This window comes from Aquidulcibacter sp., assembly GCF_049239865.1.
Classification (GTDB): domain Bacteria; phylum Pseudomonadota; class Alphaproteobacteria; order Caulobacterales; family Aquidulcibacteraceae; genus Aquidulcibacter.
On sequence record NZ_JBMLTR010000009.1, the window covers coordinates 40,298 to 57,857 of the forward strand.

The 17,560-nt window shown below is 56.7% G+C and carries 13 protein-coding genes; 1 reads left to right on the forward strand and 12 read right to left on the reverse strand.

Annotated features, from left to right (window positions below):
- Nucleotides 1-19: 19 nt before the first annotated feature.
- The 6 genes from dnaE to mce form a co-directional block, all read right to left on the reverse strand.
- Nucleotides 20-3,565 carry a DNA polymerase III subunit alpha gene (dnaE, locus tag ACOVRA_RS01525; RefSeq protein ID WP_421718768.1) on the reverse strand — a complete coding sequence of 1,182 codons (3,546 nt, stop codon included), beginning with the start codon at nt 3,563-3,565 and terminating at the stop codon, nt 20-22.
- Between the two features lie 287 nt (nt 3,566-3,852).
- Nucleotides 3,853-4,533, reverse strand: coding sequence for an ABC transporter ATP-binding protein (locus ACOVRA_RS01530; RefSeq protein ID WP_421718770.1), 681 nt, complete (start codon nt 4,531-4,533; stop codon nt 3,853-3,855).
- On the reverse strand, nt 4,526-5,803 hold the full coding sequence (locus ACOVRA_RS01535; RefSeq protein WP_421718771.1) for a lipoprotein-releasing ABC transporter permease subunit: 1,278 nt from the start codon (nt 5,801-5,803) through the stop codon (nt 4,526-4,528). Before ACOVRA_RS01535 ends, ACOVRA_RS01530 begins: the two co-directional genes overlap by 8 nt.
- Complete coding sequence (gene proS, locus ACOVRA_RS01540) at nt 5,800-7,149, reverse strand: proline--tRNA ligase (RefSeq protein ID WP_421718772.1); 1,350 nt, start codon at nt 7,147-7,149, stop codon at nt 5,800-5,802. Before proS ends, ACOVRA_RS01535 begins: the two co-directional genes overlap by 4 nt.
- A 681-nt stretch (nt 7,150-7,830) precedes the next feature.
- On the reverse strand, nt 7,831-8,094 hold the full coding sequence (locus ACOVRA_RS01545; RefSeq protein ID WP_298230537.1) for a DUF1467 family protein: 264 nt from the start codon (nt 8,092-8,094) through the stop codon (nt 7,831-7,833).
- Entirely contained in the window at nt 8,095-8,520 is a 426-nt protein-coding gene (gene mce / locus ACOVRA_RS01550; RefSeq protein ID WP_346383201.1) for a methylmalonyl-CoA epimerase, read from the reverse strand.
- 156 nt (nt 8,521-8,676) lie between these two features.
- Between mce and ACOVRA_RS01555 the strand changes: the two genes are divergently transcribed.
- Nucleotides 8,677-10,017 carry an amidohydrolase gene (locus tag ACOVRA_RS01555; protein ID WP_421718773.1) on the forward strand — a complete coding sequence of 447 codons (1,341 nt, stop codon included), beginning with the start codon at nt 8,677-8,679 and terminating at the stop codon, nt 10,015-10,017.
- 142 nt (nt 10,018-10,159) lie between these two features.
- On the opposite strand, the gene ACOVRA_RS01560 is transcribed toward ACOVRA_RS01555, so the two are convergent.
- The 6 genes from ACOVRA_RS01560 to ACOVRA_RS01585 all read right to left on the reverse strand — a co-directional run.
- Entirely contained in the window at nt 10,160-11,842 is a 1,683-nt protein-coding gene (locus ACOVRA_RS01560) for a ribonuclease J (protein ID WP_421718774.1), read from the reverse strand.
- Nucleotides 11,839-12,630 (reverse strand): type III pantothenate kinase, encoded by a 792-nt coding sequence (locus ACOVRA_RS01565; RefSeq protein WP_298230541.1) that lies wholly within the window; start codon nt 12,628-12,630, stop codon nt 11,839-11,841. Before ACOVRA_RS01565 ends, ACOVRA_RS01560 begins: the two co-directional genes overlap by 4 nt.
- Before the next feature lie 114 nt (nt 12,631-12,744).
- Complete coding sequence (locus ACOVRA_RS01570; protein WP_421718775.1) at nt 12,745-13,497, reverse strand: biotin--[acetyl-CoA-carboxylase] ligase; 753 nt, start codon at nt 13,495-13,497, stop codon at nt 12,745-12,747.
- On the reverse strand, nt 13,494-14,957 hold the full coding sequence (gene nuoN, locus ACOVRA_RS01575; RefSeq protein WP_298230543.1) for an NADH-quinone oxidoreductase subunit NuoN: 1,464 nt from the start codon (nt 14,955-14,957) through the stop codon (nt 13,494-13,496). The genes ACOVRA_RS01570 and nuoN overlap by 4 nt, the downstream gene beginning before the upstream one ends.
- Nucleotides 14,958-14,968: 11 nt before the next feature.
- Nucleotides 14,969-16,459: an NADH-quinone oxidoreductase subunit M gene (locus tag ACOVRA_RS01580; protein WP_290804181.1), complete on the reverse strand. Its 1,491-nt coding sequence runs from the start codon at nt 16,457-16,459 to the stop codon at nt 14,969-14,971.
- 7 nt (nt 16,460-16,466) lie between these two features.
- Nucleotides 16,467-17,560 (reverse strand): proton-conducting transporter membrane subunit (locus ACOVRA_RS01585; RefSeq protein WP_421718776.1); only part of this gene is annotated, 1,094 nt, incomplete at its 5' end.

Below are 17,560 nucleotides of genomic sequence, written 5' to 3' on the forward strand. Positions count from 1 at the left end.
GGTCCTTGGCTAAGGTCCCCTAAAACTCCGCCACCAAATCCACGCCGGATGCGCTTTTCAAAGCCCGGCGTGCGGCGACATCGATGGGGAAGCGGCCGGGGGCTTGGATTTCGACTTCGCGGCCATCGGCCAGTTCGACGACGACGCGCAATTCGCCAAAGCTGGATGAGGTGGCACCGCGCAAGGTCTCGGTCACACGAGCTAATTCTTCGATTGGCGCACCGCGCGCTAGGAACACTTTAATCCCCGCACAGCCCGACATATCGGTTTGATCCAACAGCTCAATCTTTTCAGCCGATAGTTTCAAATCGCCATCGCGCAGGCGCGCCTTGGCCCGGAAGCTGACCGAGGTTCCGGGGTCGAGATAATCGCGCGCCTCGTTGAGGGTTTCGGGCATAATCATGACTTCAAACTCGCCCGTGGGATCGCTCAACGTCACCCAGGCAAACTTGCCGCCATCGCGCGCCGGGCGTTCCTTGCGCGCCCGCACGACACCGGCCATGCGGAAAATCGCGTCTGATCCCTGCATTTTGGAGTGAATTTCAGAGAAGAAGACCGTCTGCCTACGCCGCAAAGCCTCAATCAAATCATCCAATGGATGGCCCGACAGGAACAGGCCAAGGGCGGCAAACTCATTATCCAAGCGCTCTTGCGCGGACCAAGGTTTAACGCTGGGCAAGGGTGCGCGCGGCGGAGGTGCGGAATCGCCAAACAGGCTCGTCTGGGCGCTTTGGCGATCCGAGGCAGCCGCATTGGCATGGGCCACCAATTGATCGGACGAAGCAAACACCAAAGCACGATTGGGCTCGATCGAATCAAAGGCCCCGGCCTTGGACAAAGTCTCCCAAGTCCGCCTACCCAGCACGCGCGGATCGACCCGCTCGGCCAGATCATGCAGGGATTTGAACTTGCCGCCTGCTTGGCGGATCTCCACCACTTGGGCCATAGCCGCCACGCCAACCGACTTAATCCCGCCGAGCGCATAGCGAATGGCGTTGTCTTGGACCGAGAAATCGGCCCCAGAATAATTAAGATCGGGCGACAACACCTTGATCTTCATGCTTTTTGCCTCTTGCATGAAGGCACCAAGTTTGTCGGTATCATCAATATCGAGCGACATAGAGGCCGCCATGAACTCGACGGGATGATTGGCCTTAAGATAGGCGGTTTGATAGGCGATCACGGCATAGGCGGCAGCGTGGGACTTGTTGAAGCCATAGCCGGCAAACTCGCTCACCAATTCAAAGATGCGGTCGGCAAGCTCGGCGTCCACGCCCCGTTCGGTGGCCCCGCTGACGAAGCGGTCCTTTTGCTTGGCCATTTCTTCGGGCTTCTTCTTACCCATAGCGCGGCGGAGCAAATCGGCCTCGCCCAAGGAATAGCCCGACAGAATCTGGGCGATCTGCATCACCTGTTCCTGATAAATGATGACGCCTTGGGTTTCTTTGAGAACGGAGACCAAGCTTTCATGCAAATAATCGGCATCTTTGCGACCAAATTTCACGTCGCAATAGGTCTCGATATTCTTCATCGGACCCGGCCGATAGAGCGAAATCAGAGCGATGATGTCGTCCAACGTGTCGGCCCGCATTTTGCGCAAGGTGTCGCGCATGCCTTGGCTTTCCAACTGGAACACGCCCATGGTCTTGCCCGAGGCCAAAAGCTCATAGGTTTTGGGATCGTCAAACGGCAGCGTGTCGAGATCGACCACAATGTCGCGTGCCTTCAAGAAGTCCAAGGCGCGCTGGATCACGGTGAGGGTTTTGAGACCCAAGAAGTCGAATTTCACAAGACCTGCCGGCTCGACCCATTTCATATTGAATTGGGTGGCAGGTAGGCTGGAGCGCGGGTCCTTATAGAGCGGCACCAACTCATGCAGCGGACGGTCGCCAATCACCACACCGGCGGCGTGGGTAGAGGCGTTGCGGTAAAGGCCTTCGAGCTCAATCGCAGCATCAAGCAGCGTGCGCACATCCGCATCGCGCGACCGCTCCTCCTGCAGACGCGGCTCATCCTTAATGGCTTGGGCCAAAGTTACGGGTGCAGCGGGGTTATTCGGCACCATTTTGGCCAGTCGGTCGACTTGGCCGTAAGACATATCCAAAACGCGGCCAACGTCGCGAAGGGCGGCGCGCGCCTGCAGCGTTCCGAAGGTGATGATCTGTGCGACACGGTCTGCACCGTACTTCTTCTGCACATAGTCAATGACTTTATCGCGCTTCTCCTGACAGAAGTCGATATCGAAGTCGGGCATGGAGACGCGTTCTGGGTTCAAGAAGCGCTCAAACAATAGGCCAAAGGCCAAGGGATCAAGGTCGGTAATCGTCAGTGAATAAGCGACCAGCGAGCCCGCGCCAGAGCCCCGGCCCGGACCGACTGGAATATTGTTTTCCTTCGACCATTTGATGAAGTCCGCAACGATCAAGAAGTAGCCCGCAAACCCCATCCGATTGATCACATTGATTTCGTGTTCCAACCGCTGGTCATAGATTTCGCGCGCCACAACAGGGGGGCGCTTCAGAAGGCGCGCTTCCAAGCCTTGGCGAGCTTGGCTTGCCAATTCCTCCGGCTCATCGCGGCCTTCGGCGGTGGTAAAGCGCGGCAGGATGGGTGCGCGCATCAAGGGCCGGATCGCGCAACGCCGTGCAATATCGACACTATTGGCCAAAGCCTCCGGCAAATCGGCAAACAGCGCCACCATATCGGCTTCACTGCGGAAGCAATGATTGGCCGAAACCCGCTCGCGCTTGTCATCGGCCACGCGGGTGGCCTGACCGATACACATGAGGATATCTTGCGCGCGATGCCGCTCTGGGCTGTCAAAGCGCACATCATTGGTCGCCACCAGCGGCAGATTGTTTTGATAGGCTAGATCAATCAGAAGCGGCTCAATTTGGGCCTCATCGGCCATGCCATGGCGCTGCAGCTCTATATAAAGTCGGTTTGGAAATGCCTTGGCCAACTGGCGCAGCAGCATGTCGGCCTCTGACTTCAAATTGGCCAGAAGTGCACGGCTTAACAGCCCTTCCCGCCCACCGGTAAGGCAGATCACGCCATCGCTATGGTCCAGCACTTTTTGCAAATCGACATGAGGTAAACTGCCAGCTGGTACTTCTAGGAAGGAAAGGCTGGAAAGCGCCATCAGATTGGCCCAGCCGACTTCATTCTGGGCGATCAGTGCCAGACTGCCATCTGGCCCCGCCGCCGCACCGGGCTTTTGGCTGAGGAAAGAGACCGGCAGCGTCAGGCCCATAATGGGCTGAATGCCTTTTTCGGCCAAGGCTTCTGAAAACTCCAGCGCGCCAAACAGGTTTGGATCCGAGATGCCGACCGCGACACAGTTCGCCTTAGCGGCAAAGCCCGCGAGCTTTTTGACGGTCATCGCGCCATCGAGCAGCGAATAGGCCGACCTTACCCGCAGATGGACAAAACCCGGGCCTGCCAAAGCAGGTCTTTCGACTTGCCCTGCCCCAGTTGACGCCCCACCTGGCCCCGTCAATGCGACATCACCCGAGCCCTGATCACCGTCAGAGAAAGCGCCGCCTGAAAGAGTAGTATCTGCCATGGGGCCACCTGAATCCGTCGACTGAATCATCACCAAAGAGCGGATCAGTGTGACAGGACTCTCAGGCCTCTGTCAGCCCTCGCCGACAGAAAATTCAAAGCCATCCTCAACCGATCACAGCACCCCAGCCCCAAGCCATCAGGGTGAATGCGAGAATAGCTGCGAAAGCGGCTGCGTCTTGAAGTTGGGCCATGTTTCACCTCGTTTGTTCTGCCTTCGTTCTATTCTTGTTTTGCTCTCATGGCAAGAGGTAATTTGCATAAACGTGGAACAAGATTTTGGGCACTTCAGTCTTGGACGAGGCGTCCGCCATCGATGCGGAAAACGCGGTCCATTTGCCGAGCTAAATCAATGTTATGCGTGGCAACTAGGGCAGAGGTCCCCTCCTCCCGCGTGGCTTTGCGGAAGGTGTCGAAGACAAAGCTCGAGGTGGCAGGGTCAAGGTTGCCGGTAGGCTCATCAGCAATCAAGAGCGCCGGTTGATTGGCCAGTGCGCGCGCAATGGCGACGCGCTGCTGCTCGCCACCTGAAAGCTGACCCGGCTGGTGGAGTTTCCGGTTTGCCAGTCCCATCATGTCGAGGAGTTGCTCTGCCCGTGCGCGTGCTTCGGCTTGGCCAACGCCGGCAATCCATTGTGGCAACGCGACATTATCAACGGCGCTAAATTCTGGCAGCAAATGGTGGAATTGATACACAAAGCCCAAGGCCGTGCGGCGCAGCGCCGTGCGGGCGGCATCGGGCAGTTTTGTCGCGTCAATGCCCGCCAGCTCTACCGTGCCGCCTTGAACAGCCTCTAACAGGCCCGCGGCATGGAGGAGCGAGGACTTGCCAGAACCCGACGGGCCGATCAGGGCCACAATTTCGCCGGGCATAATGGTGAGATTGGCACCTTTAAGGACTTCGAGCTCGCCTGCCCGAGTCTGATAGACGCGGCGCAAATCGGTCAGGCGGAGAACAGGGCTACTCATAGCGAAGCGCCTCCACTGGATCGAGCTTGGAGGCACGCCAAGACGGTGGCAAGGTGGCAACAACACTCGCGATGGCTGCGAACAAAGCCGTGGTGATCACCTCGTGCCATTCCACTTTCGCGGGGATCTGGCTCAAGAAATAGATGTCGGCATTGAAGACCGGGCCAAACACAAACTCGACGACCTTTTGAATGGTGCCGATATTGAGACAGAACAAAGTCCCGCCAATAGCTCCTGCAAGCGTGGCAAGGATACCGACACTGGCCCCAGACATCATGAACACCCGCATAATTGAGGCGCGCGAGGCCCCCATGGTGCGCAGAATGGCGATATCACGGCCTTTATTCTTCACCAGCATCACAAGGCCAGAGATGATGTTCATAGCGGCAATTGCGACAATCAGCATCAGGATCAAGCGCATCACATTGCGCTCAATCTGCAAAGCCGAGACGAGGCTTTCTGATTGCTGCCGCCAGTCGGTTACGTAACGGTTTTGGCTGAATTTCGCGACTTCCAGCGCCAAAAGGTCGGCTTTATCAGGATCCTGCATCCGCAGTTCGATCGTGTCCCAAGAGGTTTCTTTGGAGAAGAAGAGTTGGGCTTGCTCGATCGGCATATAGATGAAGGTGGCGTCATACTCGCTCATGCCAATGTCGAAAATGGCCGAGACGGTGTAGTCCTTGATGCGCGGGGTCGTGCCAAAGGGCGTTGAGGCCCCTTGGGGCGAAATCAATTGCACCGAATCCCCCGGCAGAACGCCTAACGCTTCCGCGAGCCTCGACCCCATGGCGATCTCGTCCCCGCCATATTCGCCCGTGCCCCAGGTCTTGAGGTTGCCGCCAACCAGATTGCCCGAGACGATTTTGAGCTTAGCGAGGTCAGAAGCTGAAAGCCCAGTGACCATCGCACCGCGTGCGAGATTGCCACCTTGGCCGACCGCCATCACTTGGCCGTCAATCTTGGGCATGACGTCCACAACGCCGGGCAAAGCTTTGGCTTTGGCCACAATGGCGCGAGCTTCTGGGATGGGCATGTTGCGCACATCCACAAAAACATGGCCGTTGACGCCCAAAATCCGGCCTAACAATTCAGCGCGAAAGCCATTCATCACGCTCATCACGATGATGAGCACGGCGACAGCCAGAAAGATGCCGATAAAGCTAATCAGCGAGATCAAAGCGACCCCGCCATCTTCACGCCGAGCCCGCAAATAGCGTGCGGCTAGCGTGCGCTCCCACATGCCAAAGGGCCCCGCGCCGCCAGCTTTCATGCCGATGCCTTAGCAGTCAGACGCGAGAGCGCGCTTTCCAAGGACACTTCTTCCTTGGTGCCCGTCTTGCGGTCCTTCACTTCCACCAGCCCATTGGCAAGGCCCTTCGGCCCAACGATCAATTGAGTGGGCACCCCGATCAAATCCATCGTGGCAAACTTCGCGCCCGGACGACCTTGGCTATCATCATAAAGCGGGTCCATGCCGGCCTTCAAAAGCGTTTGATAGGCTTGCTCACAGGCTGTATCGACGGCCTCATCGCCCGGACGCAAGCTGATCACGCCAACATCAAACGGGGCAACCGCATCTGGCCAAATAATGCCATTGTCATCATGGCTGGCTTCAATGATTGCCCCAACCAGACGCGACACGCCAATGCCGTAGGAACCCATTTGCACTGAGACATCTTTCCCATCAGGGCCAGAGACTTTGGCGTTCATGGGTGCGGAATATTTGGTGCCAAAGAAGAAGATATGGCCCACTTCGATGCCGCGACCCGTACGGCGGCGATCCATCGGCACTTCGGTTTCAAAGCGACCCTCATCATGGATTTCGTCAGTTGCCGCATAAGCTTTGACGATGCGTGAGACGGTTTCGGCGCGATTAGCGCGAGCCGCGTCATTATTGTCAAAACTGATATCCATGCCGGCCCAATCGGTTTCGTCATAAATGGCATCATAGAAGACGCCACTTTCGCCCGTGGGGGCCAATACCAAAAACTCATGGCTTAGATCGCCACCGATCGGCCCGGTATCGGCGCGCATTGGCACCGCCTGCAGGCCCAAGCGCTGGAACGTCTTCAGATAGGCCAGAAACATCTTATTATAGGCATCGCGCGCGCCAGCTTCATCCAGATCAAAGCTATAGGCATCTTTCATCAAGAATTCGCGGCCGCGCATCACGCCAAAGCGGGGGCGGACTTCGTCGCGGAACTTCCATTGGATATTATAGAGGTTCAGCGGCAATTCCTTGTAAGACCGCACATGGTTGCGGAAAATATCGGTTACGACTTCTTCTGCCGTCGGCCCAAACAACAAATCGCGCTCGTGCCGATCGGTGATGCGCAGCATTTCGGCACCATAGGCGTCATAGCGGCCGCTTTCCCGCCACAGGTCCGCGCCTTGCATGGTCGGCATCAAGACTTCCAGTGCGCCGGAACGGTTTTGCTCCTCGCGCACAATCGCCTCAATCTTTTGCAAGACTTTCAAGCCCAAAGGCAGCCAGGAATAGATACCGGCGGAATGTTGCTTGATCATACCGGTGCGCAGCATCAGCTTGTGCGACACGATTTCGGCATTGGCTGGGGTTTCTTTTGTAACGGGCAGGAAATAGCGCGACATGCGCATGGCGATCACCTTCTCTTTGACGCTCTGCCATAGTCTGTGCCGCGCGCTGAGGCAATTAGTCAGCGCTGCGGGTGGTGTGGTGGGGGGGCAAGCAGAAGTTCTTTTCGTCTGGACCCATTTTGGTAGAAACTATGTTTCACCAAAATAGATCATCGAGGATGAGAGCGACATCTGGGTAGTCAAGTGCGCAGCTTTGCTGCGTCGCGAGCGATCCGTTTTCAAAGAAAACGGACACTTGACGACCCACATGTCGCAAAGAGAATTGAGGTAGCGCTTTGGTGAACCAAAATGGGCACCAAAGCGCTTCTAGGTGAAAGGCATTGGGCTAGCTTGTCCGCTACGCCAAGGTGCGCCCAAAGGACCGCGCACCACTAGGTGCGCAGCTAATGCTGCGCGCTCCATCATTCGACCACCCCCCAAACGAAAAAAGGCCGCGCTTGAACAAGTCAGGCGCGGCGCAAAGGTTCTGGGAGGAAACGCCATCAGGCATTTACGAGGGGGCGACAGGCCCGTCTCGCAAGTGCACAATCGCCGTTCCTGCTCGCAGGTGCAACATGATGGCTGCCCAATTGCCGCAAAAAGATGCCATTGCCCATGAGGCGGCTAAATGTCGTGCAAACCCTGCTCTCTTTTTGGGCTCGTCGCCTAAATTACCCCTATTTCAGGGACGATAAGGCCACCTCACCCCATCAACCGACCCAAGGGATGTTCCAAAGAGACCCAGCCAGACATCAAAAGCAGAGCAAAGGCTGTCCACACAATGGACGTGATCGCCGTCGTCCAAATGAGTTTCTGCTTGATATTGGCAATCACCGGTGCGCCGGGGTCTGTTCCAGCGACGACTTCACCGCTTTCTTCTTGGCTGCGCACGCCAATTGGCAAAACGCAGAAGAGGATCACCCACCACATGGTGAGGAAGATTGCGATCCCGGTGAACCAATCCATTTAGTGGGCCCCTTTCGGCGTTTCCATCAATTCGATCAACACCCCATTAGAATTCTTTGGGTGGACGAAGATAATCAAAGTGCCGTGAGCCCCAATGCGGGGCTCGCCCAGAATAGTGGCCCCATTGGCTTTCATGGCGTCGCGCGCGGCATAAATCTCGGGCACTTCAAAGCACACATGGTGCTGGCCGCCATTGGGGTTCTTTTCGAGGAATTTATGGATGGGTGAGGCTTCACCCAAGGGTTCAATCAACTCAAGCTGGCTATTAGGAATATCGACAAAAGCCACCTTCACGCCTTGCTCAGGCATATCGCGCATCGGCGTGATATCGGCGTCGGTGACACCATAAAGCGCTTTGTAGTTTTCCAAGGCTGCAGCGATAGAAGGCACGGCAATGCCGACGTGATTGAGACGACCCAGTTTCATGATGCTGTTCCTGTATGAGTTGCCTGCTTCCATCATGGCTTTAGGCGGCTACGTCAATCTTAGCCGACAGGTAGGCTTCACTTTTGAATAGACAAGTGCGGCGGGGGTCCTTAGCCTCACAAGGCTGTGATCAGAAAAATGATCGGGGAGACCAGAATGAAACGAACTTCTACCTTGGCCACATTGGCTGCTCTTATGATTTTGGGTGCCGCCGCGCCTAAGCCGACTGCGCCAGTGCAGACGTTGAAGATTCCAGAATTGAGCGCCAGTGTCGCGGCTGATTATTCAAGCTCGCTAAAAGCCTTGTGGGAAGATTTGCACGCCAATCCAGAATTGTCCTTCCGCGAGACCCGCACAGCAGGCGTTGTGGTGCGAGAGCTGCGGGCCATTGGCGGGATTGAAATCACCGAGAAGGTTGGCGGCACGGGTGTTGTTGGCGTAATCCGCAATGGCGCGGGGCCAATTGTGATGTTGCGCGCCGATATGGACGGCCTACCCATCCTAGAGCGCAATGGTCTGCCGTATGAATCGAAAGTCCGCCAAATTGACGCGGACGGGGTTGAGATGCCCGTCATGCATGCTTGCGGCCATGATGTGCATGTTGCTGCTTTGATCGGTGCGGCGAAGCAATTGATGGCGCGTAAGAGCCTGTGGCGTGGCACGATTGTGCTGGTCTTCCAGCCGGCTGAAGAGCGTCTGGGCGGGGCCTTGGCCATGTTGCAAGACGGCCTTTATACCCGCTTCCCCAAACCAGACATCGCCTTGGGCTTGCACATTGGCAGCGGCCAAGAGCGCGGCAAGTTCAAAGTGGAAAGCCGCGTTGCCAATTCCAGCTCTGACGGCGTCAACATCATTGTGCGCGGTGTGGGCGGTCATGGGGCTTCGCCACAACAGACGGTGGACCCCATTGTTGTCGCCTCTAACCTCGTCATGGCCTTGCAGACCCTAGTCAGCCGTAACATCTCGCCGTTAGAGCCTGGCATTGTGACTGTGGGCGTTGTCCACGCCGGTTCTAAGCGCAACATCATTCCCGAAGAAGCCCGTTTGGAGCTGACCGTGCGTGCTGATACGCCGGAAGTACGGGCAAAGCTGCTCGACGGGATCAAACGCATTTCTGATGGGGTGGCCAGAACCTATGGCGTGCCCGAAGATCGCATGCCGATTGTCACCAATCTGGCCGAAAAAGCCCCACCCAATCTGAACGATCCTGAAAATGCCGCCAAGCTGCGCGCCAGTCTTGAAGCGGCCTTTGGTGCTGACCGCATGTCGAAAATCCCCCGTGCTGGCATGGGTGCGGAAGACTTCGCCTATTATGGCGCGCCCGAGTGGGGCGGCATCAAAAGCGTGTTCTTCAATGTCGGTGGCAGCATCACCGATGACATGAGCAAAGCCCCGCCCCACCACTCGCCTCTGTTCCGGATTGAACCCGAAGCCTCGGTCAAGTCGAGTGTCGAAGGCTATGTGGTTGCGGCCATGACGTTCTTGGGCACGCCTTAGGGGCAAAACTTGGAGGACTTGAATGCCAGCAGAGTGCGGCATTCAAGTCTACCCTAATTTTGATATTGCGCTTGGCACAGCTAGCACCAAAGCGCTTCTAAGTCGGGTTCGCCGATCATGCAGAGGTGCTAGTCACAGCACCCTAAATCGTCATCACCACCACATCGACGATGGGTCGTTTGCCGAAGATGCGGTCGCAGGCCTTGCGGACGGCGCGCATAACAAAGCCTTCGGCGGCTTCTTCATCCATGCGTTGATCTGGCTTTAAGCGGTTGAAGGCCTCTTCGGCGGCATCGGCCAATTGCTCAAGTCGGCCTTCAGCAGGGCTACCATTGCGCTCAGACAAGCCGCGTGCCCGCACATCGGGACCAGCTTTGATCCGGCCTTTGGCATCAATGGCGATGGAGACCATCACATAGCCATGCTCGCTCAAACGAATGCGGTCGCGGATGGTCTCGCTGTCCGAAGCGATGATGGCATCACCATCGACCAACAATCGACCGTTGGGCACTTCATCAATCACCGCTGCAGGGCCTGGCGCCAGACGGATCATGTCACCGTTTTTGACGGCCAAGGCCTCTGGAACCTGAAGGCTCAAGGCAAACTTCGCATGTTCCATCAAATGGCGCTGTTCGCCATGGGTCGGAATGGCGATTTGCGGGCGCACCATCTCATACATGGCGCGCAACTCATCCCGGCACGGGTGGCCCGAGACGTGGATGTGGCGATCCTTGCCGGTGATGATATTGACGCCGCGCATGGCAAGCTTGTTTTGAAGCTCTAAGATCGCCCGCTCATTGCCGGGAATTTCGCGGCTAGAGAAGAGGCAGGTATCGCCGCGTCCAAGGGTGACAAAGGGGTGGCTGCCTTCGGCGATGCGGGCCAAAGCGGCGCGCGGCTCACCTTGGCTGCCCGTGCACAGATAGAGCACTTTGTCGTCGGGCAAATGGCGCGCCATTTCCGGCTCAATAAAGGTTGCGTCTTGCAACAGGCCAACCGCTTTGGCGGCCCCCGTGATGCGCAACATGGAGCGACCGATCAGAGAGACCGAGCGGCCAGCCGCTGTTGCAGCTTCCACGGTCGACAAGATGCGTGCCACATTAGACGCAAAGCAAGCCACAGCCACTTTGCCCTTTTGCTCCGCGATGGCCTCAAACAGCCCGTCACGAACACCGGCTTCAGAGCCTGCTTCGCCTTCGGAAAAGACGTTCGTGCTGTCGCAGACCATCGCCAAGACGCCATCATCGCCAATCTGGCGGATGCGGGCGCTGTCGGTTTGCTCGCCGATCAGAGGATCAATGTCGATCTTCCAGTCGCCGGTATGCATCACTGTGCCCAGCGGCGTGTGGATGGCCAGACCATTGGGTTCGGCAATCGAGTGGGTCAGTGTGACATATTCAATGTCGAAGGGGCCGATTTGAAAGCGGTGCTTCAAAGGCACTTCATGCAGGGGGACTTTACGCTCGATCCCGCGCTCACGCAGCTTGTCGCGCAACAGGTGGGCGGTGAAGGGCGTTGCATAGACGGGTGCCGGAAAGCGCGGCCAAAGCCAGCCCATGGCCCCGATATGGTCCTCATGCGCATGGGTCAGCACGATGGCGAGAATATCGTCCTTATTGGTCTCGAGAAACTCTGGGTCAGGCAGGATCAAGTCCACGCCCGGTATGCCCTCCTCGCCGGCGAAGGTGACACCGACATCAACCACAATCCACTTCTTATCGCCCTCCGGCCCGAAGCCGTAAGCGTTGAGGTTCATGCCGATTTCATTAGAGCCACCGAGGGGGAGAAAGACGAGTTCATCTGTTTTATTTTTTGTTTTTGTCACGTTGGGTTCCGATTGGCGGACCTACCGCCATTGCGTTCAAAGATTTCTAAAAGCCCGACAGTCGTCAGGTCCTGATCATAATGATCAATATGGGTCGATGCGCCTTCAAACAAAGAGGCGACACCCCCGGTTGCGATTACTTTCATGGGCTTGCCATACTCGGCTTTAATTCGGTCGATCAGACCATCAATCAGCTCAATATAGCCCCAAAATACGCCAGATTGCATCGCACCGACCGTGTCGATACCGATGACTTTGTCTGGCTTGCGAATTTCAATGCGCGGCAAACGTGCTGCGGCTGTATGTAGCGCCTGAAGAGACAAATTGATCCCTGGCGAAATCACACCGCCCTCAAATGCGCCATCTGCCCCTACAATGTCAAATGTGGTCGCGGTCCCGCTGTCGATCACAATGCAAGGGCCACCATATTGGATGAAGGAACCAATAGCATTGACGAGACGGTCTGCCCCGGCTTCTGATGGTTTTGGAATGCGCACATCAATGCCCAGTTCCGCATTCTCGCCCACGACCCAAGGCTCTGCCCCCACATAGCGGCGCGACAGATTGCGTAAGTGAAACAAGGCTTGCGGCACCACGGTTGAGATCACACAATGATTGAGGTCGTTGATCGATAAGCCAGCAAAGCGCATCGCCGCATCGAGCCAAACAGCATATTCATCCGCTGTGCGCGAGGAGTTACTGGCCGCGCGCCAAGTGCCGCGCCAATGGGTGCCATCATGGACAGCAAATTTCGAATTGGTGTTCCCAACGTCAATGGCCAGCAGCATGTATCCCCCTAGGTCTGTCTCTGATACGGGGCCAGGCCCACGCGGGTTACCATTTTCGCGCTCTCTTTAGCCTGTCCGACAGGGACTGCGCCAGTGCTAAGGGTGCAGGCCGTCTTAGCCAAAGAACACATCCCCGGCCGTCACTTCGTGGATGGTGCCATCGGGCTGTTCCAATTGCAGCGCACCGCTGGGTGCGAGGCCATGAAAGCGGCCTTCCAGTGTCTCGTGCGGCAAGCGCACAATGATAGGCTGGCCAACGCCAGAAGCCCGTGCCAGCCAAGCCCCTGCAATCGGGGCAAAGCCCAGTTTCGCCCAAATGTCGAACCAGTCGTGAAAACGCGCCCGCAAGCCCTCAAACAGAATTTCCGCGCTAACTTGTGGCGCCCCTGTTAGAACGTGATCCGTGACACAGGTGATCGGCTGATCAATGCCATCGGGGCTGGTACGCACATTCACGCCAATGCCGACTGCCAAGTGAAAGCCATAAGGCCCCTGCCAGCTTTCCAGCAAAATGCCGCTGGTCTTCTTGCCCCCGATCAACACGTCATTCGGCCATTTAAGGCTGACAGCACCTTGGGCCACAAAAGGGTCGATGGCTTCAGCCACGGCCAAAGCGGCAACAAAGGACAGATTGGCGGCCTCCGCTGGCCCACAGCTCAACGTAAAAAGGCCTGTTGTGAACAGATTGCCGGGCTGCCCCAACCACGTCCGACCACGCCGTCCCCTGCCCTTGGTCTGTTCAAGGCTGCGCACCCATAAGGGGCCAGTCTCGCCGCCTTCGCTCAGACGGCGTGCTTCGTCATTGGTGGAATCAATCGTGTCATAAAGCCGGACGTCGCCCAGCCCGCCCCCTCGGCTTGGCCTCAATGGAAGCCAGCCCCAGCGATGCTGGCGGCAGAGCCGACAAGGCCGATCACCAAGGTCAAAGCCGCCAAGACAAAGGTCGCCCCGGTCAGCGTCAAAGTGGTGGATGCCCCAACGGGCACCATGGCAATGCGCGGCTCGTCAAACCAAACGGTCTTGATGATACGGAGATAATAGAAGGCCGAGACTACCGACGCCAAGATCAGGACAATGGCGAGCGGTAAAAGCCCCGACGCGCTGGTCGCCAAGATCACTTCCCACTTCCCGAAGAAGCCTGCCAAAGGCGGGATCCCCATGACTGAGAATAACAGCATGGTCAAAGCCGAAGCCAAAAGCGGGTTGGACCGCGAGAGGCCCGACAGTGCGGAAATGGTCTCCACCCGTTCGCCTTCAGTGTTACGCAAGGAGAGCACGACGCCAAACAGACCCACCGAAGTGATGGCATAAATGGAAACAAAGACCAGAAGCGCCTTTGGCCCAAACTCTGGCCCGCAAGCAATCGCGACCAGCGCATAGCCCATGTTCGCGATGGAAGAATAGGCAAGCAGGCGCTTGATATTGGTCTGCTGCAGCGCGAACAAAGCGCCAATTGCCATGGACAGGACGGCCATGATGACAACAATGCCCAGCCAATCCTTTTGGAGAGGGCCAAAGGCTTCAAAGCAGACGCGGGCAAACAGGACCGAAGCCGCAACCTTGGGCGCAGAAGCAAAGAAGGCGGTCGAAACCGTGGGCGAGCCCTCATACACATCGGGCGTCCACATATGGAATGGGGCTGCCGACATCTTAAACGCCAGACCACACAGGATGAAGACGAGGCCAAAGACGACTCCGATGGAGCGCTCGCCAGCCACTTGGGCAGCGATCACGTCGAAATTGACTGAACCGGTAAAGCCGTACACGAGCGAGCAGCCGTAGAGCAAAAGGCCAGACGACAAAGCACCGAGCACGAAATATTTGAGGCCAGCTTCAGAGCTTCTGGCGTCATCCCGGGCATAGGCTGCGAGCACATAAAGCGCCAAGGATTGCATCTCAACGCCGACATAAAGCGCGATCAAATCATGGGCGGAGACCATGATGAACATGCCCAAGGTCGCAAGAAGTGCCAAAACCGGAAACTCTGGCTTATCGAGCTTTTTCTCGGCCAAGAAGTCGATGGAGAGCAAAAGCGCACTACTGGCGGTCAAGGCAATGATCAGCTTGGCATAGGCGGAAAAACCGTCTGCCGCATAGGAGCCAGAAAAGACCACCACTTGCTCTGGCGGCATGTGCAGGACAGCCATAGAGCCAGCAGCCACAATGGTGGCAACGCACAGCCAAGTGACCAAGCGTGCACCCTTATCGCCCATGAAGGCACCGATCAGCATGATGATCAAAGCCCCCGCTGCGAGGGTGATCTCCGGCAGGATATAGGGAACCTGCTGGAAGAAGAGCTCTGCTGTCATGGTTTGGTTGATGGCCATTACCGCACCGGTCACTTAAAGTTGGCGTGGAAGGCGTCCACGAGCGCAACGGCAGAAGTCGCCGTCTGGTCAAAGATGAGGTTGGGTTGGAAGCCCAAATAAAGCGCCGCCACGATCAAGGGCACGAAGATCAAGATCTCGCGCGCATTCATGTCGGTTATCGTGTTGAGCGCCGGATTGACGATCGTGCCAAAAATCACCTTGCGATAGAGCGTCAACATATAGGCCGCCGACAAGATCACGCCGCTGGCGGCCACCATCGCCGTGACTGGGTCGACATTGAATGCGCCCTGCATGGTGAGGATTTCGCCGACAAAGCCCGACGTGCCCGGTAAGCCGACATTGCCCATGGTGAAGAGCAAAAACACCGCCGCATAAATCGGCATGCGGTTCACAAGGCCACCATATTGGGCGATCTCGCGGGTATGCATGCGGTCATAGATAACACCGACGCAAAGGAACAAAGCGCCCGAGATCACACCGTGGCTGAGCATTTGGAACAAAGCGCCTTGAATGCCTTGCTCATTGCCCGAGAAAATCCCCATGGTGACAAAGCCCATGTGCGCGACCGAGGAATAAGCAATCAGCTTTTTGATGTCGGTCTGACGGAAGGCGACCAGCGAAGTGTAGACAATCGCAATGCCTGACAGAGCGAACACAAAGGGTGCAAAGTCGTTGGAGGCGTCTGGGAACATGGGCAAGGAGAAGCGCAGGAAGCCATAGCCGCCCATCTTCAACAAGACCCCAGCCAGAATGACAGAACCTGCCGTCGGCGCTTCCACGTGGGCATCCGGCAACCAAGTGTGGACCGGCCACATCGGCATTTTGACAGCGAATGAGGCAAAGAAGGCCAACCACAACCAAGTCTGGGCGTCCTTGGCAAATTCAAAGGCTTGCAGGTCGGGGATCGAGGTCGTCTTGGCGGTGATCGCCATCCACGCAATCGCGATCAGCAAGAAGAGCGAGCCCAAAAGTGTGTAGAGGAAGAATTTGTAAGCCGCATAAACGCGGTTCTTCCCGCCCCAAATCCCGATGATCAGATACATCGGGATCAGGCCAGCTTCGAAGAAGATATAGAAGAGCACGATATCAAGCGCGCAGAACACGCCGATCATCAGCGTCTGCAACAGCAAGAAGGCCGCCATATATTCGACGACGCGCTTCTCAATCGAGGTCCAACTCGCCAAGATGCACAAGGGCATCAAAAAGGCGGTCAACAGGATCAACAGCACCGAAATGCCGTCAATGCCCAGATGATATTGGATCATACCATACCAATCGGCCCGCTCTACGAATTGATAGCCGGATTTGGTTTCGTCAAACGCCAAGGTCATCCAAAGCGCTAAGCCGAACACGATGACGGTCGTCACCAAGGCAATCCAACGGGCCGCATTGGCACGCGCGGCCTCTGGGCTTTTGATGAGCTGGGGCAAAAACAGGATCAGGACGGCCGCCACAGCGGGCAGCCACGTGAGGATCGAGAGGATGGGCAGCGTGTCCATGATAGCCTCAGGCACCCCGGAATAGAACAAAAGCGCCAAGCGCGACCGCCGCGATCAGCATCAAAAAGGCATAGTGATAGACATAGCCCGACTGGATTTTGACGGCTTTCTTCGAACCAAAGTTCAAAGCTGCGGCAATGCCATTGGGTCCGAGCCCATCGATCAGCTTGCCGTCACCGATTTTCCAGAAGAAGTCGCCCAGCGCGCGGGCACCCTTCACAAAGACGATCTCATAGAGCTCGTCGAAATACCATTTGTTCTCCAAGAAGGCGTGCGCCATGCCCTTGCGGTCGGCGATCTTCTTACCCAAGCCCTCATTGAACAGATAGAAATAGAGGGCAGCCGCAAGGCCGATCACCATCACGACCAAAGGTGCATAGAAGACCCAGCCTGGGATGGAATATTTGTCCTTCAGGACTGTATTGTCTGGCGCGGTATAGATGGAGCTGCCCCAGAATTCCTTGGCATGATGGCCAACAAAGGCATCATAGAAAATCGAACCCGCAAACACAGCACCCAAGGCCAAAAGCACCAGCGGGATCAACATCACCAGCGGGCTTTCATGCGGGCCATGCCAAGCATGGTGACCATGGTCGTCATCATGGCTGCCAGCCGCATCGCTACCGACTTCACCGACATGGGCAACCGCAGGCAGGCCATGGGCATGGGCGGCATCGCTATGGCCATGGTCGTCATGATGGCTATGATCGCCATCGGCTTTCCACTTGGGCGTGCCATGGAAGGTCATGAAGGCCAAGCGCCACGAATAGAAGCTTGTCAGGGTGGCAGCCAGCAAGGCCATCCAGAAGGCCATTTGTGCGGCTGTATTACCCGTCATACCGGCAGCATAAGTGGTTTCGATAATGGCATCTTTGGAGAAGAAGCCAGCAAAGCCGAAGGGCGTGTGCGGGATACCAACGCCGGTAATGGCCAAGGTGCCGATAATCATGATCACAAAAGTGATCTTCATATGCTTGGCCACATCGCCCATTTTGCGCATATCTTGCTCGTGATGCATCCCATGGATCACGCTGCCTGCGCCTAAGAACAACAAAGCTTTGAAGAAGGCGTGGGTGAACAAATGGAACATGGCGGCCTGAT